Origin of the sequence: Flavobacterium limnosediminis JC2902, assembly GCF_000498535.1 — a bacterium.
GTDB lineage: Bacteria > Bacteroidota > Bacteroidia > Flavobacteriales > Flavobacteriaceae > Flavobacterium > Flavobacterium limnosediminis.
Map to the genome: position 1 here is coordinate 145,423 of NZ_AVGG01000001.1, position 24,915 is coordinate 170,337.

At 40.7% G+C, this 24,915-nt stretch carries 24 protein-coding genes and 1 tRNA gene; 15 read left to right on the forward strand and 10 right to left on the reverse strand.

Annotation, left to right across the window (positions count from 1 at the left end):
- Nucleotides 1-366, forward strand: coding sequence for an MmcQ/YjbR family DNA-binding protein (locus FLJC2902T_RS00655; RefSeq protein WP_023577845.1), 366 nt, complete (start codon nt 1-3; stop codon nt 364-366).
- 54 nt (nt 367-420) lie between these two features.
- Nucleotides 421-1,137 carry a PH domain-containing protein gene (locus FLJC2902T_RS00660; protein WP_023577846.1) on the forward strand — a complete coding sequence of 239 codons (717 nt, stop codon included), beginning with the start codon at nt 421-423 and terminating at the stop codon, nt 1,135-1,137.
- A gap of 97 nt (nt 1,138-1,234) precedes the next feature.
- Here the strand turns inward: FLJC2902T_RS00660 and FLJC2902T_RS00665 are convergent, their stop codons facing one another.
- Complete coding sequence (locus FLJC2902T_RS00665; protein ID WP_023577847.1) at nt 1,235-2,335, reverse strand: DUF4407 domain-containing protein; 1,101 nt, start codon at nt 2,333-2,335, stop codon at nt 1,235-1,237.
- A 258-nt stretch (nt 2,336-2,593) separates the two neighbouring features.
- Here FLJC2902T_RS00665 and FLJC2902T_RS00670 point away from each other — a divergent pair, with 258 nt between their 5' ends.
- The gene (locus FLJC2902T_RS00670; protein ID WP_035676567.1) at nt 2,594-3,424 is read left to right on the forward strand and encodes a hypothetical protein; all 831 of its coding nucleotides are present in this window, start codon (nt 2,594-2,596) and stop codon (nt 3,422-3,424) included.
- 369 nt (nt 3,425-3,793) lie between these two features.
- Here FLJC2902T_RS00670 and FLJC2902T_RS00675 read toward each other — a convergent pair whose 3' ends face one another.
- Nucleotides 3,794-5,182: a dipeptidase gene (locus FLJC2902T_RS00675; protein ID WP_023577849.1), complete on the reverse strand. Its 1,389-nt coding sequence runs from the start codon at nt 5,180-5,182 to the stop codon at nt 3,794-3,796.
- A 241-nt stretch (nt 5,183-5,423) separates the two neighbouring features.
- Here FLJC2902T_RS00675 and FLJC2902T_RS00680 point away from each other — a divergent pair.
- Nucleotides 5,424-5,505 (forward strand) — tRNA-Leu (locus tag FLJC2902T_RS00680).
- Nucleotides 5,506-5,797: 292 nt separating this feature from the next.
- Nucleotides 5,798-6,640, forward strand: a complete 843-nt coding sequence (locus FLJC2902T_RS00685) for a hypothetical protein (RefSeq protein WP_155958836.1) — start codon at nt 5,798-5,800, stop codon at nt 6,638-6,640.
- 53 nt (nt 6,641-6,693) lie between these two features.
- Here the strand turns inward: FLJC2902T_RS00685 and FLJC2902T_RS00690 are convergent, their stop codons facing one another.
- Nucleotides 6,694-7,158 (reverse strand): hypothetical protein, encoded by a 465-nt coding sequence (locus FLJC2902T_RS00690; protein ID WP_155958837.1) that lies wholly within the window; start codon nt 7,156-7,158, stop codon nt 6,694-6,696.
- Between the two features lie 97 nt (nt 7,159-7,255).
- Here FLJC2902T_RS00690 and FLJC2902T_RS00695 point away from each other — a divergent pair, with 97 nt between their 5' ends.
- Complete coding sequence (locus tag FLJC2902T_RS00695) at nt 7,256-7,936, forward strand: glycerophosphodiester phosphodiesterase (protein WP_023577853.1); 681 nt, start codon at nt 7,256-7,258, stop codon at nt 7,934-7,936.
- Entirely contained in the window at nt 7,933-9,150 is a 1,218-nt protein-coding gene (locus FLJC2902T_RS00700; RefSeq protein WP_035676572.1) for a BaiN/RdsA family NAD(P)/FAD-dependent oxidoreductase, read from the forward strand. The genes FLJC2902T_RS00695 and FLJC2902T_RS00700 overlap by 4 nt, the downstream gene beginning before the upstream one ends.
- Before the next feature lie 8 nt (nt 9,151-9,158).
- Here FLJC2902T_RS00700 and FLJC2902T_RS00705 read toward each other — a convergent pair whose 3' ends face one another.
- Complete coding sequence (locus FLJC2902T_RS00705; protein ID WP_023577855.1) at nt 9,159-9,683, reverse strand: hypothetical protein; 525 nt, start codon at nt 9,681-9,683, stop codon at nt 9,159-9,161.
- A 191-nt stretch (nt 9,684-9,874) separates the two neighbouring features.
- Entirely contained in the window at nt 9,875-10,351 is a 477-nt protein-coding gene (locus tag FLJC2902T_RS00710; RefSeq protein ID WP_023577856.1) for a TspO/MBR family protein, read from the reverse strand.
- Between the two features lie 105 nt (nt 10,352-10,456).
- Here FLJC2902T_RS00710 and FLJC2902T_RS00715 point away from each other — a divergent pair, with 105 nt between their 5' ends.
- From FLJC2902T_RS00715 to FLJC2902T_RS00735, 5 genes are all read left to right on the forward strand, one after another.
- The gene (locus FLJC2902T_RS00715) at nt 10,457-11,542 is read left to right on the forward strand and encodes a diphosphomevalonate/mevalonate 3,5-bisphosphate decarboxylase family protein (RefSeq protein WP_023577857.1); all 1,086 of its coding nucleotides are present in this window, start codon (nt 10,457-10,459) and stop codon (nt 11,540-11,542) included.
- A 52-nt stretch (nt 11,543-11,594) separates the two neighbouring features.
- On the forward strand, nt 11,595-12,533 hold the full coding sequence (locus FLJC2902T_RS00720; protein ID WP_023577858.1) for a mevalonate kinase family protein: 939 nt from the start codon (nt 11,595-11,597) through the stop codon (nt 12,531-12,533).
- A gap of 59 nt (nt 12,534-12,592) precedes the next feature.
- Nucleotides 12,593-13,510, forward strand: coding sequence for a geranylgeranylglycerol-phosphate geranylgeranyltransferase (locus FLJC2902T_RS00725; protein WP_035676575.1), 918 nt, complete (start codon nt 12,593-12,595; stop codon nt 13,508-13,510).
- 2 nt (nt 13,511-13,512) lie between these two features.
- Complete coding sequence (locus FLJC2902T_RS00730) at nt 13,513-14,325, forward strand: tetratricopeptide repeat protein (RefSeq protein WP_023577860.1); 813 nt, start codon at nt 13,513-13,515, stop codon at nt 14,323-14,325.
- 62 nt (nt 14,326-14,387) lie between these two features.
- On the forward strand, nt 14,388-15,278 hold the full coding sequence (locus tag FLJC2902T_RS00735) for a pseudouridine synthase (protein WP_023577861.1): 891 nt from the start codon (nt 14,388-14,390) through the stop codon (nt 15,276-15,278).
- 52 nt (nt 15,279-15,330) lie between these two features.
- Here the strand turns inward: FLJC2902T_RS00735 and trxA are convergent, their stop codons facing one another.
- The 4 genes from trxA to FLJC2902T_RS00755 form a co-directional block, all read right to left on the reverse strand.
- Nucleotides 15,331-15,648, reverse strand: a complete 318-nt coding sequence (trxA, locus tag FLJC2902T_RS00740; RefSeq protein ID WP_023572993.1) for a thioredoxin — start codon at nt 15,646-15,648, stop codon at nt 15,331-15,333.
- A 204-nt stretch (nt 15,649-15,852) separates the two neighbouring features.
- The gene (dnaE, locus tag FLJC2902T_RS00745; RefSeq protein WP_023577862.1) at nt 15,853-20,376 is read right to left on the reverse strand and encodes a DNA polymerase III subunit alpha; all 4,524 of its coding nucleotides are present in this window, start codon (nt 20,374-20,376) and stop codon (nt 15,853-15,855) included.
- 236 nt (nt 20,377-20,612) lie between these two features.
- Nucleotides 20,613-20,975: an RNA recognition motif domain-containing protein gene (locus FLJC2902T_RS00750; RefSeq protein WP_023577863.1), complete on the reverse strand. Its 363-nt coding sequence runs from the start codon at nt 20,973-20,975 to the stop codon at nt 20,613-20,615.
- A 142-nt stretch (nt 20,976-21,117) separates the two neighbouring features.
- Entirely contained in the window at nt 21,118-21,558 is a 441-nt protein-coding gene (locus tag FLJC2902T_RS00755; RefSeq protein WP_023577864.1) for a DUF6252 family protein, read from the reverse strand.
- A gap of 214 nt (nt 21,559-21,772) precedes the next feature.
- On the opposite strand from FLJC2902T_RS00755, the gene FLJC2902T_RS00760 reads away from it, so the two are divergent.
- The 3 genes from FLJC2902T_RS00760 to FLJC2902T_RS00770 are packed head-to-tail and all read left to right on the forward strand — an operon-like array spanning nt 21,773 to nt 23,606.
- Nucleotides 21,773-22,318: a 30S ribosomal protein S16 gene (locus FLJC2902T_RS00760; protein WP_023577866.1), complete on the forward strand. Its 546-nt coding sequence runs from the start codon at nt 21,773-21,775 to the stop codon at nt 22,316-22,318.
- Between the two features lie 15 nt (nt 22,319-22,333).
- Nucleotides 22,334-22,861 carry a ribosome maturation factor RimM gene (gene rimM / locus FLJC2902T_RS00765; RefSeq protein WP_023577867.1) on the forward strand — a complete coding sequence of 176 codons (528 nt, stop codon included), beginning with the start codon at nt 22,334-22,336 and terminating at the stop codon, nt 22,859-22,861.
- Nucleotides 22,862-22,901: 40 nt separating this feature from the next.
- Nucleotides 22,902-23,606: a tRNA1(Val) (adenine(37)-N6)-methyltransferase gene (locus tag FLJC2902T_RS00770; RefSeq protein ID WP_035676579.1), complete on the forward strand. Its 705-nt coding sequence runs from the start codon at nt 22,902-22,904 to the stop codon at nt 23,604-23,606.
- On the opposite strand, the gene FLJC2902T_RS00775 is transcribed toward FLJC2902T_RS00770, so the two are convergent.
- On the reverse strand, nt 23,603-24,904 hold the full coding sequence (locus tag FLJC2902T_RS00775; RefSeq protein WP_023577869.1) for an HlyD family secretion protein: 1,302 nt from the start codon (nt 24,902-24,904) through the stop codon (nt 23,603-23,605). The two genes, FLJC2902T_RS00770 and FLJC2902T_RS00775, sit on opposite strands and share 4 nt — an antisense overlap.
- Nucleotides 24,905-24,915 lie beyond the last annotated feature (11 nt).

Genomic DNA, 24,915 nt, shown 5'->3' on the forward strand with positions numbered 1-24,915 from the left:
ATGACCATAGACGTTTATTATGATTATTGCCTTACCAAGAAAGGTGTCACCGAACATTTCCCCTTCGATGAAGACACCTTGGTCTTTAAAGTGGGCGGAAAAATGTTTGCCCTATCCTCGTTACAGGAATGGGAAAACGGAACGCCCTCGGTAAACCTGAAATGCGATCCGGATTGGGCTTTGGAACTGCGCGGACAATACGACGACATCCAGGCAGGCTATCACATGAGCAAGGTTCATTGGAATACCGTAAAAATAAACGGTTCGGTTCCCGATAATTTTGTCAAAGAACTCATTGACCATTCTTATGATTTGGTTTTTAAGTCTTTAACAAAAAAACAACAACAGGAAATCACCGAATCTTAAAAATAGGCATTACTTTTGCTGCCAATTTCACGACTAAATTATTTACAAAATATCATGATTGACAATTTAAAGAAAATATTAAACGAAGACCAGGATCCGAAAGCGATTGAAAAAATCACTTCCAAACTGGAAAATTTATTAATGAATAACGAAGAAGTGGGGTATATCGCCGTACAGAAAAAACCGGCGGTAACTATTCTTCCGGACAGTATCGTGGTAACCAACAAAAGAATCATTCTTTGCAAACCCAAAAATTTAGGCTTGTCGATGGAATTCGTGGATTACGATTGGGATGACATTGCGGCTTCGTTTGTAAAAGAAGGTATTTTAGGTGCCGATTTCACGTTTACCACTAAATCCGAACTAACACATACCGTTGATTATCTTCCAAAAAATCAGGCACGAAAATTATACACCTTCGCAAAAGAACAATTGGATTTGCTGAAGAATCCGACAGCTGCGGCTCCAATTGCATCAATTCCGGTTGCTGAAGAAATAAAAGCCGAAATTCCGGCTGAAGAAATAGTTGAAGAAGTGGAAACCGAAGAAGTGACTTCCTTTGCCGAAATCATGCCTTCAACACCTGCGGTTCAGGAAACGTATGCGGAACCGATTTCTCAGACTCAGCCAACAGGTGAGAAAAAGTTAAGCGAAATGAACCACGAGGAACTGTTTGCAAAACTTCAGAATTACAAAAAATTACTGGACAACGGACTGATTCTTCAGGGCGAATACGACAAACTGAAAGCGGAAGTTTTACAGTACATGTAAAAAGGAGTGATAAGTGATAAGAGAAAAGGGATAAGTGTTATGAAACCGCTTATCCCTTTTCTCTTATCCCTTGTCTCTTATCCCTTGTCACTAAAAATCACATCACTCCCTTCTGTTTCTCAACATACGCATCGGATTGCATTTTTAACAGTTCTGTGGCCGCTTTTCTTTTGTAATCGTAAATTTCCTTATCTCCCCGAATGTCTTCATAAACCTTATCGTAAATGGATGCATCGGTTTGTTTCTGAAGATTTCTTTGGTAATTGTTCTGTTCGATATGGGTTCTCAAAGCCGTTTCGGTGTCTTCGAGTTTGAAATCGTATTCCCCTTTCGGTGATAATAATTTGGCTATAATCGGCGAGGTTTCGATTGCCAAAAACAACAACATAATGAAGAGCGATGGCAGCGATGGTAATTTTCCCAAGGCATTGATTCTGGCCATCAGTCCGTCGAAACTGTCGATAATCGGTTTACTGTCCGCAACTTTTTTATCCAGATCGGCTTGTAATGTTTTGGATCTTGCTTCTTTTTCAGTAATGGTTTTGGAGGATGTGGCTTTTAAGGAATCCAGTTGTCTCAGCGCCAAATCATGGGCTTCCCTTTTTTCCTTGTAAATTGGGCCTTTCCCCATTTTTTTCGTTCCGGCAGTTCCTTCTGCTTCGGTGATATAGGATTGGTACAAATCGGCAACTTCCTTTTCTTTGGCTTTAATGTTTGACTTGATGCTGTCGATTTCCGATTGGTTTTTCGTCACATCGCCTTTGAAATAATTGCTTACCTGATTTTTGTTGGCAATGGCCATTTCGTTCTTTTCTTTCAGCAAAACGGTATTGATTTCCTTTTCGAAAATTTTGATTTCCAACGGTTTTGAAATTACGATAGCAATAATCATAGCCAAAACGATACGCGGAGATGCCTGAAGCAATTCGCTTAGGAATTTTTCACGCTTGCGGATGGTGGAAACGATAAACCGGTCTAAGTTAAAAATCAACAGTCCCCAAACAACTCCGAAAAGTAAGGCGGGATACACGCTGTCGAAAACCGTAAAAAGCGCATACGCACTGGCAATAAAGGCCATGATTGCCGTAAAAAACACCGTGGCTCCGATACCGGCATATTTGTTTTGTTCCCCATTGGAACAGGAGTAAATCAGGTCTTTGTCTGCGCCGGAGCACAGAATAAAAAAGCGTTTTAACATGATGATGATTTTTGATTGATGATGATTATACAAATTTAACGCCAAAATTTTTATTTTGTTGCAAACCAGTTATTTATTTTAACCCAACTTAAAACTCATCATTCCGTAAACCATTTACCTATATATTTTAATAAAAATCAGTAAATTATGTTAAAATAATCGTAATTTTGTATCCAATACCGCGCGATTTAAAATTCCACACCGCCTCAGATTTCAAAGTTGAATTATCACTGATTCACCAACATAAATTTTGAAATTATGAAAACTGTCCATTACAAATTTTACGTCCTTATTTTGTTTTTCCTCACGCAACACTTTTCTCTTTTGGCTCAGGAAAAAATGTATTATTTAACGGTTACCACCACGTACAGAAATTTTGAACACAAAGAAGGCAAAATGGAAGACTGGTTGGCACTGGAAAAAGAATATCTCGAAAAGGTTATCAAAAAAAACGAATTCATTTTGGGGTATAACGTTCTCAACCACTATTATACCGCACACAACGGTGAGATTATCTTTGTTCATGTGTATGAAAGCTGGGATGCGATTGAAAAAGCCTGGAATAAAAACGAGGAACTTGCCAAAGCCGCATGGCCCGATGAAAAAGCCAGAAAAGCGTATTACGAAAAAAGAAGCAAGTACTATAAACCAAGACATTCCGATGAAATTTACGTAACCTATGGCGATCGAAAACGCATGGCAAAAGCTCCCGATAAACCCATGGTGTACTATGTACGTAAAAGTATTTTCGACACGCCAAAAGACGGCACCGACAAAGAATTCAACGACCTAAGCAAACAGTTGTTTGACAATGTTACCATGAAGAATGATGTAGTGAAAGCGTATTATGCCTACAATCACGCGTGGGGCTCCAACAACATGGAATTTGTGGAAGTTTTCGTGGTGGACAATTTAGGAGACATTGAAAATGCCTGGAAAAAAGATGATGAGTTATTCAAAGCCAAATGGAAAGACGAAAAAGGCCGCGAAGAATTTGATAAAAAAATGGGCAAGTATTTTACCGGTCAGCATGGGGATTTTATTTATCAGTCCGTTCCCGAATTGTATAAACAGGTGGTACCTAAATAAAGGTATTTCCTTAAACTGCCCAAAAAGCAGCTCAATAAGAAAAAAAAATAAAGATGTCTTTTCCTTTTATTATTTCGAAATTTCAGCAATGCTGAAAACAGAAAGCCACAACTCTTACAGTTGTGGCTTTCGTCTAAAATTCAGATTCCGTTTAACGGTAGTGCCTCTGTGGTGAGCCGATCGCGTTAGGGATTGGAGTGGAAATCCTTTTTCTTTTTTCTTTAAAAAGGAAAAGATTGCAACGGAAAGCCCGACCTCGTTGCCCTATAAAAGTTCCTGCTTAGTAGGTACATCGTTCTGCAACGGGGGAACGCCAAAAAAAAATCCGCCACTTTTAAGATGACGGATTTTGTATTCATATATAAAATCTTATTTCGAAAGTTCCACAAAATATTTATAGAATAGCGGAATCGTTTCAATCCCTTTCAGATAATTGAATACACCGAAATGCTCATTTGGCGAGTGAATCGCATCGCTGTCCAAACCGAAGCCCATCATGATGGTTTTCGATTTCAGTTCCTTTTCGAACAGCGCCACAATCGGAATACTTCCTCCGGAACGTACCGGAATCGGCTGTACACCAAAAGTATCCGCATAAGCTTTGGAAGCGGCCATATACCCGATAGAATCGATGGGCGTTACATAACCCTGCCCGCCGTGGTGTGGTGTCACTTTTACTTTAACTGCTTTAGGTGCAATGCTTTCGAAGTGGTTTGTGAACAACTTGGTAATTGCTTCCCAATCCTGATTCGGCACCAAACGCATGGAAATTTTAGCGAATGCTTTGCTTGCGATAACGGTTTTCGCACCTTCTCCGGTATAACCGCCCCAGATTCCGTTTACGTCAAGCGTTGGACGGATGGAGTTTCTTTCGTTGGTGGTATATCCTTTCTCTCCGTATACTTCTTCGATTTCCAATGCCTTTCTATAGGCCTCTTCCGAGAACGGACGTTTACCCATTTCGGCTCTTTCCTCGGTGGAAAGTTCTTCCACGTTGTCATAGAAGCCCGGAATCGTAATGTGATTGTTTTCATCGTGCAGCGAAGCGATCATTTTCGTCAATACGTTGATCGGGTTGGCTACGGCGCCACCATACAATCCGGAATGCAAATCTCTATTTGGACCGGTCACTTCCACTTCCACATAACTTAAGCCGCGAAGACCGGTTGTAATGGACGGTTGCTGATTGGAAATCATTCCCGTATCGGAAATAAGAATCACGTCGTTTTTCAGTTTTTCCTGATTGCGTTCCACGAACCAGCCCAAACTTGCCGAACCCACTTCTTCCTCTCCTTCAATCATGAATTTCACGTTACAAGGAAGGCAATTGTTCTGAATCATGTATTCAAACGCTTTCACGTGCATGTACATCTGACCTTTGTCGTCACAGGCTCCACGGGCGAAAATAGCCCCTTCCGGATGCAGTTCGGTCGTTTTGATAACGGGTTCAAACGGCGGTGATGTCCATAATTCAATTGGGTCTGCCGGTTGTACGTCATAATGTCCGTAAACCAAAACAGTTGGTAAATTTGCGTCGATTATTTTTTCTCCGTAAACGATGGGATAGCCCGGTGTTTCACAAAGCTCCACTAAATCACAACCCGCTTTTTCCAAGCTCGCCTTTACGGCATTGGCAGTGTCGATCACATCTTGAGAATAAGCGCTGTCGGCACTTACGGAAGGTATTTTTAATAATTCAATTAACTCATTAAGAAAACGTTCTTTGTTTTGCTGAACGTACTGTTTGATATTGTCCATTATGTTGTTAAAATGATGAAAGCCAAATATACAAAAAAACAAATTCCAATTCTAAAATTCCAAATTTTGAAATTAAATTGGCTGCACTTGAATCATAATCTAAAAAAATATTTTTCTTATTTTTTTAAAAATGAATGACTTACCAAAAAGTTTTTTGGAATTTACTTATTTGGCTTTGGAATTTAAAAAATATGTATATCTTTGCACCACTTACTGAAACAACTACTTGTTTTATAAGCCTGCGGGTGTGGTGAAATTGGTAGACACGCCAGACTTAGGATCTGGTGCCTCACGGTGTGTAGGTTCGAGTCCTATCACCCGCACAAAAAGCTTCTCAAATCGGGAAGCTTTTTTTATTTCCGCACGTTTCAATCCCAGTCCAGAACCTCACCTTTGATGTTTTTCAAAAAATATTAATCCTACAAAACGACACCCGAAAAGAAAATTTAAATTAACTTTAAACTTAATAAACAATCGGAGAGAAAACAGCAGTAAAACCAGCCGGGTTTCTTTCGACTAATAAAAGGCTCAATGAGAACTTACCACTGAATCTAAAAATATTGGATTACAGCATTCTTTCAGAAAAAGTTAAGTTGAAAATAAAAGCGTAAAAACATGCGAAAACTAATTTCACTTTTTGGACTGCAGGACTCGGACTTTAGCGACAGGAGATCAATCCTGATCAAAATAATCCTGATTTTTCTTTTCATCCTATCGGTTTCACTCTTCATAGCAATGTTCTTTCAGGACCAATACATTTTTCGCTATGCTTCAATCCTGTCAATAGTCTGGACCATAAGTTTAATTTTAGCGATAGTTGCAAAAAAGGGCAATGTCCGAATAGTAGCATCCCTTTACATCTCATTTTTATTGATAGCGATCATCTTTTTCTCCTGGAGTGGCGGAGGAATTAAGGCGCATGGCATAAAACTTTTACCAATTATCGTATTATTTGCCGGCTTAACAATGGGAAAAAAGGAAATTTGGATCTTCGGAATCATTGCCTCCTTGGGAGGCCTCCTACTCGTTGTAGCCGAGCACTTTAATTTACTTTCCAGAAAAGAACCACTCGGACTTACACCCATAATACATTGGATTTTCACGATAACCAGCATTTTTTTACTCTGCTTTCTTGAGAACTTATCTGTAGAAAAGTTACGGAAAGCCCTTCTAAAATCTCAGGAAGAACTGGAACTGAGAAAAAAATCGGAAGAAGCCTTAAAACAAAAAAACGAAAAATTAACCGAAATAGCTCAATTTCAATCACATATGGTCCGAGGACCGGTAGCCAGCATACAGGGACTAATCAGCCTGATTAATTTTGACGACCCGAATGACGCCATAAATTCTGAAATTATCCCAAATCTGAAATCCGCCACAGAAGAACTGGATGTTGTGATCCGTCAGATTGTTCAAAAGACGAATGAAATAGACGAGGCAACAAAAAATGAAGATTAAAAAACAAAAAAGACATCCATAAAAGCCAGATTGCAAGACGTACTGACAGCCTTTTATTTCAACGGACGAAGCGTATTGCTATAGGTTATCACATAAGGATTTCCCAGTCGCGAAGCATCTTTCATCACATAAATAAATTTGTACTTATTCGCGTTTGCCGCATCAATTACAACTTCCACTTTACTTATATCATCGGTGATTTTTGTATCAACCGTATTATTAATAGTGATATACCCCGCAATTCCCGTACTCAGATTACTGATCGGAATTCCAGAATACAGCGATTTCTTTTCATTGGCAACTGTAACCTTTCCGCCTTTAAAGCCTTTGGTCAGAATTAAAACCGATGCCGATGCGTCATTCGCTTTCATTTCCGACAGGAACTTCTTTTTAGCCGTAGCGGATACCGATCTAAAATCATCACGATACTGAACAGCAGGTTCATTTTTCTCTTCCGCAACACGTTTTTTAGACGAACAACCCACCGTAAAAAGCACCATCATTAATATAACAAACACATTTTTCATATTCTCTCAGCATTAATCCTATTCTATTTAACGAACCACTGCCCAATCTATTATATCTTTGCATAGTTAAATAAACGTCAAAGTTTTTATGGTGCAGAAAATCGGACATCGCGGGGCAAAAGGATACATACCTGAAAACACGTTGGAATCTTTCCAGAAAGCACTGGATTTGGGCGTTGACGGAATCGAACTTGATGTTCACGTATGCGCTTCGGGCGAATTGGTGGTTTTTCACGATTTTACTGTTGACCGTGTAACCAATGGTTCCGGAGAAGTTGACAAACTGACATTATCCGAACTGAAAACACTAAAAATTGCCGGCGAATTACAAATTCCCACATTAGCTGAAGTTTTCGATTTAATCAACCGGAAATGCTGGATTAATGTCGAATTAAAAGGGCACGATACCGCACAACCCACGTGCGAACTGATTGAAAAATACGTTACCAAAAAAGGCTGGACATATGAAGACTTCATCGTTTCCAGTTTCCAGAAAGACGAATTGGAAAAAACCCGGGCACACAATCCTAAAATCCGATTAGCAACGTTGTCTCAAGCCAGTGTGGAACAAGCTTTGGAATGGGCCGACGAACTTTCCGCCTACGCCATACATCCGCATTTTTCCCTGCTTACCGACGACAATATTCACGAAGCAAAAAAGAAAGGCTACAAAATCAACGTGTGGACCGTGAATCATTACGAAGACATTCAGCGGTTGGAAGCGCACATCATAGACGGAATTATTTCCGATTTTCCCGACAGATTATGATCTCAAATTACGACATACTTATTATAGGCGGTGGTGCGGCCGGGTTTTTCACTGCCATAAATATCGCGGAAACCAATCCGAAATTAAAAATCGTCATTCTCGAACGCGGAAAGGAAGTCCTTACCAAGGTGAAAATTTCCGGTGGCGGACGCTGTAATGTTACTCACGCCTGTTTCATTCCGAATGATCTGGTGAAGTTTTATCCGAGAGGCGAAAAAGAACTGAAAGGTCCGTTTCATCAGTTTTGTTCCGGCGACACAATCGAGTGGTTTGAAAAACACGGTGTGGAACTCAAAATCGAAGAAGACGGAAGAATGTTTCCGGTATCCGATAGTTCACAAACCATTATTGACTGTTTTTTATCGGCTACAAAGAAATCAGGAATTGACATCCTAACGGGCCAAAGCGTACAATCACTTTTTAAAGGCGACGGATATTGGAAAGTGGACACCAACCAGCAATCGTTCAAATGTGACACTCTGGTAATGGCGACAGGAAGCAATCCAAAAATATGGGAACTGATGGAATCGTTAGGACACACCATCGAAGCACCGGTTCCGTCGTTATTCACCTTCAACATAAAAGATGCCCGAATTAAAGATCTGATGGGACTATCTGCCATTACCTCCGTAAAGGTAAAAGATTCCAAACTGAAAGCCTCCGGACCTCTGTTGATAACCCATTGGGGAATGAGCGGACCCGGAATCTTACGACTTTCAGCATGGGGAGCCCGTGAATTGGCCGCCAAAAACTATCAATTCACCCTTCAGGTTAACTGGCTTAACGATACCGATTTTGAAGAAACATTGGACATCCTAAAAAACCTGAAGGAAGAAAACGCTAAGAAACTAATCATGAAATTCTGCCCGTTCGAGTTTCCGAAACGTCTTTGGGAAAGCCTGGTTTTCGCATCGGGAATTTCCGCCGAAACCAAATGGACCGATCTTTCCAAAAAACAACTGACCGCTTTAGCGAATCAGCTCACCAACGGACAGTTTCAGGTAAACGGAAAAAGCACTTTTAAGGAAGAGTTCGTTACCGCGGGAGGCATTAATCTGAAAGAAATCGACTTTAAAACCATGCAAAGCAAATTACACGACAACCTGTACTTTGCCGGAGAAATTTTGAATATTGATGCCATTACAGGCGGTTTCAATTTTCAGAACGCGTGGACCGGAGGTTTTTTGGCAGCAAGAGCTATTACTGAAAAATAAATCATGCGTCATTCCAGCTCCAAGCCACCCTGAAGCGATTCCTGCCATACTTTTAAGTCACGCCATTTTCCTTCGTAAGCCAATCGAGCCTGGCGTGGCCAAGTCGAAGGGTTATGCAGCGCAAATTGTCCTCCCGCCTTATTTAGAATTTCATTACAGCGGTCTACCGACATTTCGGCGAAACTTTTCCAGGTCTGAATACCGGAGGTTTTAAACAACTGCTCGATTTTCGGGCCGATGCCTTCAATTACTTTCAGGTCATTTTCCTCCACTTCCCTGCCTAAAACCGACGACGCCAAATCATGATCGAATTCATGATATTCGGGAGGCTCCGCAGTGAATCCCAAAACATGACTGCCCGAAGCGATCTTGGCTTTCAGGACTTCCATCTCCGAAGAAAGTACGGCTATTTTTCTTTTGTATTTTTCAACTTCGGAAGTCTTTTCCAAATTTGAACCTGATGACGATTTCCCAATGATGTAGCCTAACAAAACCCCTATTAAGCCTACAACCAGAACAACTACTGAACCCATATCTCCACATTTTTAAGTTGACCACAAAGCTTTTTTTACCATATATCAGGCACAAAAAAGAATCCTGAAACCACAGATAACCTAAGTTTAAGAAGCTATTTTGGGTAACCGTAAAGTTAACCATAAAAGGAATTACCGAATGTTTAAAAACGGTGGTAATAGATGAAAAGTAAAAAAAAACGATGAAAAAACTAACGGTTTAACCAGAAGATGGCGGCATTCAGCACCGTTGCAAAACCAACCCATGCAAGGTAGGGCAGCAGTAGCATACCGGCAATTTTATCCACTTTTTTAAAAACCACATACGTTTCGAAAATCATCAGCAACAAAACGACAATTTCGACCAGAGCCAACAACGGATTGTGCAATCCAAAGAACAGATACGACCATAAAAAATTCAGCACCAACTGTATGGCAAAAAACTGTAATCCCTTGCGGACATTGATCCGATCCGACTCAATTCGGTTCCAAACCAAACCGGCCGCCACGCCCATCATGACAAAAAGGGTTGACCAGACCGGAGCAAAAACCCAATTGGGCGGATTAAAACCCGGTTTTACTAAGGTAGGATACCAAACCTCAATACTGTTGCGTGTTATGATTCCTGAGAAATAACCAATACACAAACAGGTAACAACAACGGTAAGGATTCGGGTAATTTTTTGCATCTGATTAATTTATAGTTTCCAAAAATAGGAAAAAACCACAGAATCCAAAGCACTTTAGCAACGAACTAACTAAAAATGTATCTTTGCTTAAATTTTTCTAGTTTTATGGTTTCCGAAAAGGATTTTATCCAAAATAATTATACGATTTCCGTTGAAGGCGGCAATTTCGAATGGAGTGCACCCAGCAACATCGCCCTGGTAAAATATTGGGGTAAAAAAGACAACCAGATTCCGGCGAATCCTTCCATCAGTTTTACACTGAACAATTGCAAGACGATCACCAAAATGGCTTTTACCAAAAAAGAAAACAATGGTCATTTTTCGTTCGATTTACTGTTTGAAGGACAGCCCAAAGAAGATTTCAAACCGAAAATCCAAAAATTTTTCGAACGCATTTTCGACTATTGCCCCTATCTGAAAGATTTTCATTTTACGATTGATACGCAAAATACTTTTCCGCACAGTTCGGGCATAGCCTCTTCCGCCTCGGGAATGGCTGCTTTGGCGATGAACATCATGAGTATGGAAAAGCTGTTGAATCCGACAATTTCAGAAGACTACTTCAACAAAAAAGCTTCTTTTCTGGCCCGATTGGGGTCCGGTAGCGCTTGCCGAAGCGTAAAAGGAAGCGTAGTGGTTTGGGGAAATCATACTGAAATTCCAGAAAGTTCCGATTTGTTCGGAGTGGAATTCCCATCCACAATTCACGAAAATTTCAGAAACTATCAGGACACGATTTTATTGGTGGACAAAGGCGAAAAACAGGTTTCCAGCACGGTCGGACACGATCTGATGTTCGGACATCCGTTTGCGGAACAGCGTTTTTCTCAGGCACATCACAATTTATCGGCCATAAAAAACGTTCTGGAACGCGGTGATGTGGAACAATTCATCAAAATCGTGGAAAGTGAAGCCTTGACGCTGCACGCCATGATGATGACTTCGATGCCGTATTTCATCTTAATGAAACCGAACACATTGGAAATCATCAATAAAATCTGGAAATTCAGATCCGAAACACAAACACCGGTATGCTTTACGCTTGACGCCGGGGCGAATGTTCACGTACTGTATCCGGAAAACGTTAAAGAACAAGTTTTGCAATTTATTAAGAACGAATTGATTGGCTATTGTCAAAATGGTCAGTACATTTGTGACGAAATTGGCAAAGGCGCCGTGAATCGTAATTGATTTTTCACTACATTTACTTCGCTTTAATTGAAGTTAAAACAAAAAGCAGCATATGAAAGGACCGCTTTTCTACTCAAAAATATTACTCTTCGGAGAATACGGAATTATCAAAGATTCCAAAGGCTTATCTATCCCTTATAATTTTTACAATGGCGCTTTGAAAGTGGATGAAAACCCATCGGAAGAAGCTGTAAAATCCAATGCAAGTTTAAAGCGATTTGTATCCCATCTGGAAAACCTGCAAACCGAACAGCCTGAGTTGGTGACTTTCAATTTAGAAGTTTTAAAAACCGATGTGGAGCGTGGCATGTATTTCGACTCCAGTATTCCGCAAGGGTACGGCGTGGGAAGCAGCGGTGCTTTGGTTGCGGCGATTTACGATAAATACGCGAACAACAAAATCACGGTTCTGGAAAACCTGACCCGTGAAAAATTATTGCAGTTAAAAGCCATTTTTTCGCAGATGGAATCGTTTTTCCACGGAAAAAGCTCCGGTCTGGATCCGCTAAACAGCTATTTGAGTTTACCGATTTTAATCAATTCCAAAGACAATATCGAACCGACAGGCATTCCTTCACAGAGTACGGAAGGGAAAGGCGCGGTTTTCTTAATTGACTCAGGCATTGTAGGCGAAACGGCTCCGATGGTAAGTATCTTCATGGAGAATTTAAAAGAAGAAGGATTCCGAAAAATGCTGAAGTCCCAATTCATCAAACATACCGACGCCTGCGTGGAAAACTTCCTGCATGGCGACATGAAATCCCTTTTTGAAAACACCAAAAAGCTTTCCAAAGTGGTTTTGAATAATTTCAAACCGATGATTCCGGAACAATTCCACCAGGTTTGGCAAAAAGGAATCGACACTAACGATTATTACCTGAAACTTTGCGGTTCCGGTGGTGGCGGTTATATCTTAGGATTTACCCAGGATCTGGAAAAAGCAAAAAATGCGTTGAAAGACTATAAATTGGAAGTGGTGTATCAGTTTTAGGTTTTCTTACGACAACTTAAGACTTTCGATTTTACGACTTTCAACTTCAGCCTATAATCATGCTCACACGAAAAACAAAAATACTACTGATGAAAGTCCTCAGTCTGTTTTCTGTGGTGCGTGGCTATAACATTCCCATTATTGTCATAGCGCAGTACTTATCGTCAATTTTCATCTTGGCTCCCGAAAAAAGAGCTTTGGATGTCATACTCGATTGGCGCCTTTTCATTATCGTATTCGTTTCAACCCTAACGATTGCCTCCGGGTACATCATCAATAATTTTTACGATTCCGAAAAAGATTTAATCAACCGACCGAACAAATCGATGTTGGATCGTTTGGTGAGCCAGAAAACAAAACTCAACGTATATTTCGGACTGAACTTTCTGGCAACAGCTCTCGCCTTTATCATTTCATGGCGCGCTGCCTTGTTTTTTTCGGCCTATATTTTCCTGATTTGGTTCTATTCCCACAAACTCAAAAAATACCCCATCATCGGAAATCTGACGGCTTCATTGCTTGCTGTACTTCCTTTCTTCGGTATTTTGCTGTATTTCAAGAATTTTTATCATGTGATTTTCGCTCACGCCACATTTTTGTTCCTGCTGATTTTAATACGCGAAATGATCAAAGATCTGGAAAACATAAAAGGGGACGTAGCCAACGATTACCAAACCATTCCGGTGCGTTTCGGCGAAAAAACCTCCAAACAGATTATCACTTTTCTGACCGTTTCAACAGTACTTCCGGTCTATATTCTGATTGACAGATACGACGTGGGCTACATGGACATTTACTTTTACATCAGCCTGATTGTCCTGATCTTTTTCCTGCTAAAACTCTGGAAATCAAAAACACACAGCGAATACATTCAGTTGCATAACTCATTGAAATTACTCATTGTGGCCGGTGTCTTTTCCATTGTTTTAATCGACCCATCGGTTTTGGTGAACGGGAGAGCCCTTTTAAAAATATAACCATGAAACACTTTTACTGCTTAATTTTACTGCTGTCTGTTTCCGTCAATTACGCACAACAGGACAAATCCGCTATGGATAAAAAAAAGGCACAGGAAGCAATCATCAAAGAGCATTTAACCGATTGTGCAGTAAAATACAATTACACCTTTCAGATGGCCGAATGGCAAGCCTGCCTGGACGCCGGTTTAAAAAAAGACAGTACGATTGCCTACTTATGGCAGCAAAAAGCGATGCCGTATTTCAAAGCCAGAAAATATGAAGTGGGAATGGTCTTTATAGACAAAGCAGTTACCTATGATGCAGAACGATGGCAACCCTACAGGGCTTTCATCAAGTGTATTTTCGCCAAAACCTACAAAGACGCCATTGCTGATTTTGAAGACTGCAAGAAAAAATTCGGTAACAATTATGTTATGGATCACACCTACGATTTTTACATCGCATTGTGTTATCTGCAACTGAACGAATTTAAAAAAGCAGAAATACTGCTTCAAAACTACGTAGATACCACCTTGAAAAAAAATGGCGAAGATTGGGTACACCACACCGCATTGTTTTATTTAGGGATTTCGATGTACGAGCAACAACGATGGTCGGATGCCATAACCGTATTTGACCGCTCTTTAGCCAAGTACAAGAACTACTCCGACGTTAAATATTATAAAGGAATTTGCCTTTACAGATTAGGAAAAACAGAAGAATCCGACGCAATTATGAAGGAATCCAAAGCCGATTACGAGCTGGGTTACAAAATCAACGAAGACAATGTGGTTTATGAAATGTACCCTTATCAGGTAAGGCGAAAAAAATAACTAACAACTCCCTCATCCAATATCAATTAAAGAAACACTATCTTTGCAGAAATTACAATGAAATGAATAACGGAAAAGGAAATAATAAAAAAGGTTCTACGTCGAAAAAACCAAGCACCGGTTCGAAAAAACCAAGCGGCCCGGCTAAAGCAACGTTTAAGAAAAACGACACGAAAACTGGTTTCCCAAAAGCAAAACCTGCTTTCGATAAAAAACCTAAAGCACCTAAAAAACCTGCCAATCCAGACGAAATGCGTCTGAACAAATACATCGCCAATTCTGGCGTTTGCTCACGTCGTGATGCGGATATTTACATCCAATCCGGAAACGTGAAAGTAAACGGCGAAGTGGTTACCGAAATGGGCTACAAAGTGCAACTGAACGATGTGGTAAACTTTGACGGTAGCTTAATCACTCCGGAGAAAAAAGAATACGTTTTATTAAACAAACCGAAAGGATTCACGACTTCCAAAGACGAAGACATGAACGCCAATAATGTTTTGGACTTGGTTCGTGGCGCTACAAAAGCCAAATTACAGGCCGTGGGAAGAATGGACAAAACCACTACCGGTTTATTATTGTTCACCAACGATACCGATATGGTTCGTAAGTTTACCATTCCAAACCAACGTTCGTCTAAAGTGTATCAGGTTTCTATAGATAAAAATCTGAAATACGAAGATTTGGAGAAAATCGCAGGCGGATTAACCATCGACGGACACCGCGTTTTCGTAGAGGAAATATCCTATATCGAAGACCAGCCGAAAAGCGAAATCGGCATAAAAATGAAAACCTCCAACGTAAAAGTGGTGCGTTCCATTTTCGAACATTTCAAATACGACGTTTTAAGAGTGGACCGCGTAGTTTTCGCCGGCTTAACCAAAAAGAATCTACCAAGAGGAAACTGGAGATTCCTTACGGAACAGGAAATCATCAATCTGAAGAATTCATAAATAAAAAAGGCTAACATTTCGTTAGCCTTTTTTTATACTTTGATGCCGTCGATTATAATAATGCGTCGATTGCTTCTGTGTATGTATTTTTAGGAGCAACTCCTACCTGACGTCCTACCACTTCTCCGTTTTGGAAAACCAATACGGTTGGAATATTACGAACACCATATTTCGCTGCAAACTCCTGATTCGCATCTACATCTACTTTCCCGATTACCGCTTTTCCGGCGTACTCTTCACTGATCTGATCAATGATTGGAGCCACCATACGACAAGGTCCGCACCAAGCTGCCCAAAAATCTACCAATACCGGTTTCTCTGATTTTAATACTACTTCATCAAAAGTTGCATCTGTTATTGCTAAAGCCATAATTTCATTTTTTAAATTGTCTGACAAAAGTAGGATATTATTTTGAATTGTTTACCTGTTGAAAATCAGTTTTGATTATGATTAAATTGATATTTTTTATCAGGAGCTTTTTCCCGCTATCCGTTGCAATCTTTTACAGCAAATTTGCGATGCAAATTCGCTGCAAAAGGATTTCCACTGCTATCGGGGCTAGGCGTCAGGCTGTTAATTCAACCGGAAGTTAATCTGAAGACGTTCCAACTCGGCCAACATCGCATTCGAAACCCCAATTTTAAGCTTTCGGCTCGGCATGCTGAGTTTGGTTACCACTTTTATTTCTTCTTTCTCTTCCGGAATTACAATTTCCACTTCCTCCGCAATTTCATCGGTATCCGAAACTTCATCGGTATCATTCATTTCACTGATAACCGGCACTTCCACTATTTTCTTCACACGTTCCAGTTCCATCACTTCAAAAGTTACGGAAGCCTCACCCGGATTGTCTTTGAACAGTTCGTTGAGCTCCATGATTAATTGTTCACGCAAATCGGTAATCGAAAAATGCAATATGAGTTTTTTTCCGAATTTCGGCAACACATCCTGCAACTGTAACACATCGACAAACTGCAAACGCGGGTCGGATTTCTTGCCGGTTTCCTTGTTCGTCCAACCTTCTTTTACATTCAGTCGAATATACACAAAGTGATTTTGTCCAAGATAATGGCGGAATTTCAAATACTCCTCATCAAATATCCTAAACTCATAACTTTCGTCGTACCCTTCTAAATTAAAAGTCGCCCAACCTTTACCGTTTTTAGCGACGCGGTGTTGCACATTGGTTACAATTCCACCCACGGCAATGTTTTTCCCAACATGCGGTGTCAAATCCTTTAAAGCATCCAGACGTGTTGGGCAGAAATATTTCATTTCAAACTTATAATCATCAAGCGGATGTCCTGAGATATAAATTCCAACCACTTCCTTCTCTTTGGCAAGTTTTTCCATGGTATGCCATTCCTCACACGGCGGCACGGTTGGTTCCGGAATCTGTACTTCGGAAGCATCCCCAAATAAACTGACCTGAGATGAGTTTTCATTTTCCTGCGTTTTTGAACCGTAGCGCATCGCTTTTTCCAAAAACGTAATATTATCGCCATCGTGATGGAAATATTGTGCACGGTGCGTATTATCAAAACAATCGAAACCACCAGCCAAAGCTAAGTTTTCGAAGGCTTTTTTATTGGCGGCACGCAAATCCACTCGTTTAGCCAAATCGAATATGGATTTGTATTTCCCGTCTTTTCGGGTTTCGACTATCGTTTTTACGGCACCCTCTCCCACTCCTTTAATCGCTCCCATTCCGAAGCGAACGGCGTAGTTTTCATTTACCGTAAACTTATAGAAGGACTCATTCACATCAGGGCCTAATACGTCCAAGCCCATGCGTTTACATTCCTCCATGAAGAAGGAAACCTGTTTGATATCGTTCATGTTATTGGAAAGTACCGCCGCCATGTACTCTGCCGGATAATGCGCTTTTAAATAAGCGGTCTGATAAGCAATCCAGGCATAACAGGTCGAGTGGGATTTATTGAAGGCATAACTCGCAAACGCCTCCCAGTCGGTCCATATCTTATCCAGTTTTTTTGCATCGTGCCCGTTGGCCATTGCCTGATCGATAAATTTGGATTTCATTTTATCCAAAACATCTTTCTGCTTTTTACCCATCGCCTTACGAAGTACGTCAGCATCACCCTTGGAGAAATTCGCAAGCTTCTGCGACAAAAGCATTACCTGCTCCTGATACACCGTAATCCCGTATGTTTCTCCTAAATATTCTTCGCAGGCATCCAAATCATAGGTAATCTCTTCCAATCCGTTTTTTCGGCGAACGAAAGAAGGAATATATTCCAAAGGTCCCGGACGGTACAACGCATTCATCGCGATAAGATCACCAAAAACCGTAGGCTTAAGGTCCTTCATGTACTTTTGCATCCCGGCCGACTCGTATTGGAAAACCCCAACCGTTTCACCTCTTTGGAACAACTCATATGTTTTTTGGTCATCGATTGGGAAAGTATCAGGATCGAGTTCGATTCCCAAACGGTATTTCACCAATTTAACCGTGTCTTTAATCAATGTTAGGGTCTTCAGACCCAGGAAGTCCATTTTCAGCAAACCGGCACTTTCTGCTACCGAGTTATCGAACTGTGTTACATACAAATCCGAATCTTTTGCCGTGGTCACCGGGACGAAATTCGTAATATCACTTGGTGTAATAATCACCCCGCAGGCGTGGATTCCAGTATTTCGGAGCGAGCCTTCCAGAACTTTTGCCTGCTGAATGGTTTCACCGGCAAGGTCTTCTTCTCTGGCAATTCCTATCAGTTCTTTTACCTTGTCAAATTCTTCCGAAGATTTCAGCGCTTTTTTCACTTCGCTTTCATCTTCCGCTAAGAAACGTGCCAGATTCCATTTTGATGGCATCATGGCAGGAATTAGTTTGGCAATTCTGTCAGCTTCAAACAACGGTAAATCCAATACACGCGCCGTATCACGAATAGCTGATTTCGTCGCCATCTTACCATAGGTGATAATCTGCGCCACCTGATTGGCTCCGTATTTATTGATTACGTAATCCATAACCAGTCCACGGCCTTCGTCATCAAAATCGATATCGATATCGGGCATGGACACACGATCCGGATTCAGGAAACGCTCAAAAAGCAAATCGTATTTAATCGGGTCGATGTTGGTGATTCCCAAACAATACGCAACAGCTGAACCCGCCGCCGAACCACGACCCGGTCCCACCGAAACACCCATTTTTCGGGCTTCCGCAATGAAATCCTGTACGATCAAAAAGTAACCAGGGTAACCTGAATTCGAAATGGTCAGCAATTCAAAATCCAATCGTTCCTGAATCGCCGGAGTGATTTCCTCATAGCGTCTTTCAGCACCATTCATCGTCAGATGCCTTAAATAGGCATTTTCACCTCTAACTCCGCCATCGGCTTTATCTTCAGGCACCACAAATTCTTCGGGAATGTCAAATTTCGGAAGTAATACGTCACGGTACAGCGAATACGCCTCTACTTTGTCAACGATTTCCTGAATATTGATGATGGCTTCCGGTAAATCGGAGAACAGCTTTTTCATCTCGGCCTCCGATTTGAAATAGTATTCCTGATTGGGCAAACCGTAACGATACCCTCGGCCACGGCCAATTGGTGTTGCCTGTTTTTCACCGTCTTTTACACACAATAAAATATCGTGCGCATTGGCGTCTTCTTTGGCAACATAATAGGTATTGTTCGTCGCAATCAGTTTTACATCGTGTTTTCGGGCGAAAGCGATGAGTGTTTTGTTCACCCGGTTTTCATCCTCCTGATTGTGGCGCATGACTTCGATATAAAAATCATCGCCAAATTGTGATTTCCACCAAAGCAAAGCATCCTCAGCCTGGTTTTCACCAATATTTAAAATTTTTGATGGGATTTCTCCATAGAGATTCCCCGACAAAACAATAATGTCTTCTTTGTATTTTTCTATTACATTACGGTCAATTCTCGGAACGTAATAAAATCCGTCGGTATAGGCGATCGACGCCATTTTTGCCAGATTGTGATAGCCTTTTTTATTTTTGGCAAGCAACACAATCTGATAACCGTTGTCTTTTTTGGTTTTATCCTTATGATCGTCACAGACATTAAACGTACAACCAACTATAGGTTTTACTATGGTTTCCGTTGGGGTTTCACCGTTTTCTTCGGCGGCTTTATTTTTGGCTTCGGCGCCTTTATTATGATTGAATACCGCGCTAACGAAGTGAAATGCACCCATCATGTTCCCCACATCAGTCATCGCCACGGCAGGCATTTTGTTTTTTACTGCCGCACTAACCAAAGCATTGATTGAAATGGTAGACTGCAATACCGAAAACTGTGAGTGATTGTGCAAATGCGCAAAAGCGGCGTGCTCTAAATCCTTTATTACTTCTTCTGAAACCGACGTGACAACCTCTTCCTGATGAATTTGCTGCAGACGCTTTCTGATTTCTTCGGAAGCCGATTTAAGATTGATATGTCTTAATCCGATGAGTTGAATTTCCTGCGGATTGTTTTCGCGGAAATTGCGGAAATAATCTTCGGTTACGTCGAGCTCTTCTTTGGTGAAAACCTCGCGTTTGATTAATTCGAGGAAACATCTTGTGGTCGCTTCCACGTCGGCAGTTGCGTTGTGTGCTTCTCCGAAAGGTTCTCCGAAAAGGTATTGGTGTAATTCGGTTAGCGTTGGCAATTTGAATTTACCGCCACGACCTCCGGGAAGTTTCAGCAAACTGGCAGTCACTTCGGTACAGGTATCCAAGACCGGCATTTTCACCATATCGGAACCTACGTTCATTCGGTGGAATTCACAACCCATGATGTTTACGTCGAAGCCTACATTCTGACCGACGATGTATTTCGCTTTCGATAAGGCAATATTGAATTTTTCAAGCACCTCCAATAACGGAACACCCTGCTCCATCGCCAATTCGGTGGAGATTCCGTGGATACGTTCTGCATCATAGGGAATGTTGAAACCTTCCGGTTTAACCAGATAGTCCTGATGTTCGATAAGATTTCCCATTTCGTCGTGCAACTGCCAGGCAATCTGAATACATCTCGGCCAGTTATCGGTATCGGTGATGGGCGCCGACCAACTGCGTGGTAAGCCTGTGGTTTCGGTATCGAAAATTAGATACATATCTTATAATGAAGGTTTTACTACTCTCCTTTTTATAAAAAAGGAATTGTTCAAAAGTACATTTTCAGCAGATAGAAATCAATTTTAGTTATCAACAAAAGTCAATTTTAACTCCCTGTCAACACTTCTGAAAAAACCATTTAAGCCATCCCGTCTTATGGACACTACCAAATGTAGGGAAATAAAAAAGCCGTCTCAAATGAGACGGCTTATATGTATCTATCAATAAAAGAGATTTAGTATCTTCCTCCACGACTGTTTCCACCACCACCGTAGTTTCCACCACCGCGGTTATTGTTTCCACCATAACCACCTCCCGCAGGACGGTTGCTATTGAAACTTCTTCTTTCACCTTCCGGTTTCGGCTCTGATTTGTTAACCACGATAGTACGACCGCCAACTGTGGCACCGTTTAACTCTTCAATGGCTTTCTGAGCTTCCGCATCGTTTTCCATTTCAACAAAACCAAACCCTTTACTTCTTCCGGTAAATTTATCGGTGATAATTTTAACTGAATTCACCTCACCGTATACCGCGAAAGAATCTCTTAAATCTGCTTCGTCAATTGAAAACGGAAGACTTCCTACAAAAATGTTCATATATATTATTTAAATAATTTTGGTAAAGATATAGTTTTAATTCCGTAAATCACTCACTATTAAGGTTTTCTTTTGAAATAAATTTTACTACCGCAAAAAAACACTGCTTTAGAAGAAACTAATATTCAATGTTTTAAGCACTTTATTGAGGCACTTTGTAAAAATTACCGTCCGTGAAATTTACTTCGTTACCCTCTTCGTCTTCTGCAATAAACTGGAATGTCCCGGTTATTGTTCCGGCAGTTTGTCCCGGAGAAATCACTATTTTTCCTGATCCTACTTCGTCTCCGGTAGCATACGAAGACCCTTCTCCATCAACAGACTCATAGGTTGCAGTATTAATCAAACCCGTTCCCAGCGTATATGTTCCCGGGGCAGCCGAACTGGTATGCAGTATCACCATGTCGGTTCCGACAGCAGCCATTATCGTCAATCCGCCAGCATCCGAAAAAGCATGCATCTCATTAGCCTTCCAGGTAACACCGTTTTTGTATGCCTGAAAAGCAGGGCTGTTAAACTTAATATCCTCACTACAAGAAGCAAAGGTCACTATCAAAACAAATAAGGAAGCTATTTTTTTCATTTTATAAATTTAATATTTTAAGATTAGGTATATTACCACAAAAATAGTTTTTAATTGAATATTGGCAAGTTTTTTCATTTGAATCTTCAAACACCAAACAATCAAAAGGATAAGATACAGAAAAAAGACATTAATTTTATTTTGTATTGCAAAACTCCTTATATTTGCACCCTTAAATAACCGAGGTCGAGAACCTCAAATTAATCACAAGATTATGTCAGTAAAAATCAGATTACAAAGACATGGTAAAAAAGGGAAACCTTTTTACTGGATCGTAGCGGCAGATGCTCGCGCGAAAAGAGATGGTAAATTCTTAGAGAAAATCGGAACTTACAATCCAAACACTAACCCTGCAACTATCGACTTAAACCTTGATAGCGCTGTACAATGGTTATTCAACGGTGCTCAGCCAACTGACACTGCAAGAGCTATCCTTTCTTACAAAGGTGCTTTATTAAAACACCACTTGGAAGGCGGAGTACGTAAAGGTGCTTTGACTGCTGAGCAAGCTGAAGCTAAATTAGCGGCTTGGTTAGAATCTAAAGCTGGTAAAGTTGATGCTAAAAAAGCAGGTTTATCAAAAGCAGAAGCAGATGCTAAAGCGAAAGCTTTAAAAGCAGAAAAAGAAGCGAACGAAAAACGTGTTGCTGCACAGGCAGAAGCTGCTAAAGTTGAAGAAGCTACAGAAGAAGTTACTGAAGAAGTAGCAACTGAAGAAGCTCCGGCTACTGAAGAAAACAACGAAGAAACTCAAGCATAATTTTATAGCGATTCCATGCGTAAAGACGAATGTTTCTATTTAGGTAAAATCGCTAAAAAGTTTAGTTTCAAAGGGGAAGTTCTTATCTATCTGGATACGGACGAACCTGAAATGTATGAAGATTTGGAATCAGTTTTTGTTGAATTCAACAAAAATCTGATTCCATTTTTTATTGAAAAAGGCGGGCTTCACAAAGGCGACTTCCTCAGGGTTAAATTTGAAGAAGTGGACAGCGAAGAAGATGCCGACCGTTTAATTAACTGCGAAGTCTATCTTCCGTTAAGCACGTTGCCAAAACTTGAAGGCAACAAATTCTATTTCCACGAAGTGATTGGTTTTGATGTCGAAGACGTACGTTTGGGCAATATCGGGAAAATTGTTTCCATTAACGATTCCAGTGCACAACCGCTTTTCGAAATCATGAAAGACGATACGGAAATCCTGATTCCGATGATCGACGCGTTCATCGTTCAGATTGACAGAGCTAACAAAAAAGTGGTTCTGGATACACCGGAAGGCTTGGTGGATCTTTACTTAGGTTAGTTTACAGTCACAGTCACCGTAAACAGAAATTCATAAAATCGTGTTTCAATTCAAACAATTCTCCATTGCACAAGACCGCTGCGCCATGAAAGTGGGCACCGATGGGGTTTTACTTGGTGCCTGGACTCCGCTTATCAACAATCCATACAACATTTTGGATATTGGTACCGGAACCGGACTAATTGCACTGATGCTGGCACAACGCAGCCATGCCGAACAAATAGACGCGATTGAAATTGACGACGACGCTTACGAGCAAGCCACCGAAAACTTCGAAAACTCTCCTTGGAACGATCGATTGTATTGTTACCATGCCGGATTGGATGAATTTGTGGATGAAGTTGAAGAAGAATTTGATTTGATTGTTTCCAATCCTCCTTTTTATACGGATGAATACAAATCCAATAACGAGCAACGCGATGCTGCCCGATTTGAAGACTCATTACCTTTTGAAGAATTAGTAGAGGCCGCTGATTTTTTTCTGTCGGAAAACGGTATTTTTTCCTTAATCATTCCCTACAAAGAGGAAGAGCAGTTAAAAAATCTTTGCGCCGAAAGAGGTTTGTTTCCTTTAAAAATTACCCGTGTTAAAGGCACACCAACTGCCGAAATCAAACGCAGTTTACTGGCGTTCAGCCGCATTGAACAGCAGCCCCTTATTGACGAATTGGTTATAGAAACCGCGCGTCATCAATATACTCCGGAATACATTGCACTTACGAAGGATTTTTATCTGAAACTTTAATTCGGCTTAAAAACATCCCGGAACTGATACAGAATTCGTTCTATCAGACGTAAATCTTCGGTGATAATTTCTGCCGAACCTTTCATCTCCTGCTGAAACGGGATTTCTTTTTTGTAATTTGTTTTCAGGTTTTGCGGTAAGGCAACATCCATCATGATATTTCCTTCTTTGTCCGGAACCAAAGATATGTTTTTCACTTCGCCTTTCAGTACGCCGAATTCTCGGTCCGGATAATTAGCCAGACGGATATTTACCTGCTGACCCACTTTTATTTTTCCCGAATTGTGCGCCGGTGCTTTTGCTTTTCCGATGTAGCCTTTTTCGGTCTTCGGAACTATTGAAAACACGTTATCGCCCGCATTTATCGTTTGATTTTCCACCCAAATCTGAGCAAAAGCCACTTCCCCTTCTATGGACGATTTTAAAACATAATTAAGCTCCCAGTCTTTAATGGCTTTCTTCAGCTGATAAAAGGACTGTGTAACATTGCGACTCAATGTCACCTCTTCTTTTGTACCGCTGATTTCGGTTCCTTTCACCGCTCTTTTATTTTCGATCAAGGACGATTTCAATTGCGAAATGGAAGCCAACAGGTTCTTATAATTTTTTTCCGACTGGAGGTAATTCAGTTTTTTGGTTTCGAATTCCTGATCGGATATCACGCCTTTATTGTGCAATGCGGTATAACGGCTGATTTCGTTTTTCTGCAATTTCAACTCCTGTTCGTTGATGTTTTTCTGCTGCAACAACAATCGTAATCGCTCCTCAATTTGGGCACTTTCCGATTTTTTCGCACTGTTTTCCACCTGAAACGGCTGCAAATCGGTATTTAAACCTTCGGCAACATAATCTTTCTGAAACACCGCAAAAGCATTTTCTATTTCGCCTAATTGCGCATTGTTTAGTTTTTCAAATGGGAATTCATCTCCTGCATTTGAATTATTAATCAGCTTGTTCAGCAGAAAAACATCTCTGTAATTCGCTGAGTTTTCAATGACTGCCAAAGGCGTATTTTCCTGAACTACCGATTTATCCTTTACCAGAATGGCTTCAATGCGCCCGGAAACTTTTGCCACCAGTTTTTCCGGCGGAATGTTGGTTGTAATTACGATTTCGGTCGTTACCACATCCGGATATTTTAAAAACCAGGACATAAAAAACAGCATAATGATGATACCGAAAATCAACACCGTTCCCCAGCGGATCATCCAATGTGGGACTTTCGTTAATATATCCTGTACCTCTTCGCTTCTAAGCTGGAAGTCATCCGTTTGTTTTTTCATTGACTGTTCGGGCATTTTTTTGTTTT

Excerpts from the sequence above, each read along its gene's own strand:
- FLJC2902T_RS00685 (WP_155958836.1), top strand. The coding sequence starts at position 5,798 with ATGCGAAAACTAATTTCACTTTTTGGACTGCAGGACTCGGACTTTAGC.
- FLJC2902T_RS00670 (WP_035676567.1), top strand. The coding sequence starts at position 2,594 with ATGAAAACTGTCCATTACAAATTTTACGTCCTTATTTTGTTTTTCCTC.
- FLJC2902T_RS00775 (WP_023577869.1), bottom strand. The coding sequence starts at position 24,904 with ATGCCCGAACAGTCAATGAAAAAACAAACGGATGACTTCCAGCTTAGA.
- FLJC2902T_RS00760 (WP_023577866.1), top strand. The coding sequence starts at position 21,773 with ATGTCAGTAAAAATCAGATTACAAAGACATGGTAAAAAAGGGAAACCT.
- dnaE (WP_023577862.1), bottom strand. The coding sequence starts at position 20,376 with ATGTATCTAATTTTCGATACCGAAACCACAGGCTTACCACGCAGTTGG.
- FLJC2902T_RS00720 (WP_023577858.1), top strand. The coding sequence starts at position 11,595 with ATGAAAGGACCGCTTTTCTACTCAAAAATATTACTCTTCGGAGAATAC.
- FLJC2902T_RS00755 (WP_023577864.1), bottom strand. The coding sequence starts at position 21,558 with ATGAAAAAAATAGCTTCCTTATTTGTTTTGATAGTGACCTTTGCTTCT.
- FLJC2902T_RS00665 (WP_023577847.1), bottom strand. The coding sequence starts at position 2,335 with ATGTTAAAACGCTTTTTTATTCTGTGCTCCGGCGCAGACAAAGACCTG.
- FLJC2902T_RS00730 (WP_023577860.1), top strand. The coding sequence starts at position 13,513 with ATGAAACACTTTTACTGCTTAATTTTACTGCTGTCTGTTTCCGTCAAT.
- FLJC2902T_RS00660 (WP_023577846.1), top strand. The coding sequence starts at position 421 with ATGATTGACAATTTAAAGAAAATATTAAACGAAGACCAGGATCCGAAA.
- FLJC2902T_RS00750 (WP_023577863.1), bottom strand. The coding sequence starts at position 20,975 with ATGAACATTTTTGTAGGAAGTCTTCCGTTTTCAATTGACGAAGCAGAT.
- FLJC2902T_RS00655 (WP_023577845.1), top strand. The coding sequence starts at position 1 with ATGACCATAGACGTTTATTATGATTATTGCCTTACCAAGAAAGGTGTC.
- FLJC2902T_RS00715 (WP_023577857.1), top strand. The coding sequence starts at position 10,457 with ATGGTTTCCGAAAAGGATTTTATCCAAAATAATTATACGATTTCCGTT.
- rimM (WP_023577867.1), top strand. The coding sequence starts at position 22,334 with ATGCGTAAAGACGAATGTTTCTATTTAGGTAAAATCGCTAAAAAGTTT.
- FLJC2902T_RS00675 (WP_023577849.1), bottom strand. The coding sequence starts at position 5,182 with ATGGACAATATCAAACAGTACGTTCAGCAAAACAAAGAACGTTTTCTT.
- FLJC2902T_RS00725 (WP_035676575.1), top strand. The coding sequence starts at position 12,593 with ATGCTCACACGAAAAACAAAAATACTACTGATGAAAGTCCTCAGTCTG.
- FLJC2902T_RS00735 (WP_023577861.1), top strand. The coding sequence starts at position 14,388 with ATGAATAACGGAAAAGGAAATAATAAAAAAGGTTCTACGTCGAAAAAA.
- FLJC2902T_RS00705 (WP_023577855.1), bottom strand. The coding sequence starts at position 9,683 with ATGGGTTCAGTAGTTGTTCTGGTTGTAGGCTTAATAGGGGTTTTGTTA.
- FLJC2902T_RS00710 (WP_023577856.1), bottom strand. The coding sequence starts at position 10,351 with ATGCAAAAAATTACCCGAATCCTTACCGTTGTTGTTACCTGTTTGTGT.
- FLJC2902T_RS00700 (WP_035676572.1), top strand. The coding sequence starts at position 7,933 with ATGATCTCAAATTACGACATACTTATTATAGGCGGTGGTGCGGCCGGG.
- FLJC2902T_RS00695 (WP_023577853.1), top strand. The coding sequence starts at position 7,256 with ATGGTGCAGAAAATCGGACATCGCGGGGCAAAAGGATACATACCTGAA.
- trxA (WP_023572993.1), bottom strand. The coding sequence starts at position 15,648 with ATGGCTTTAGCAATAACAGATGCAACTTTTGATGAAGTAGTATTAAAA.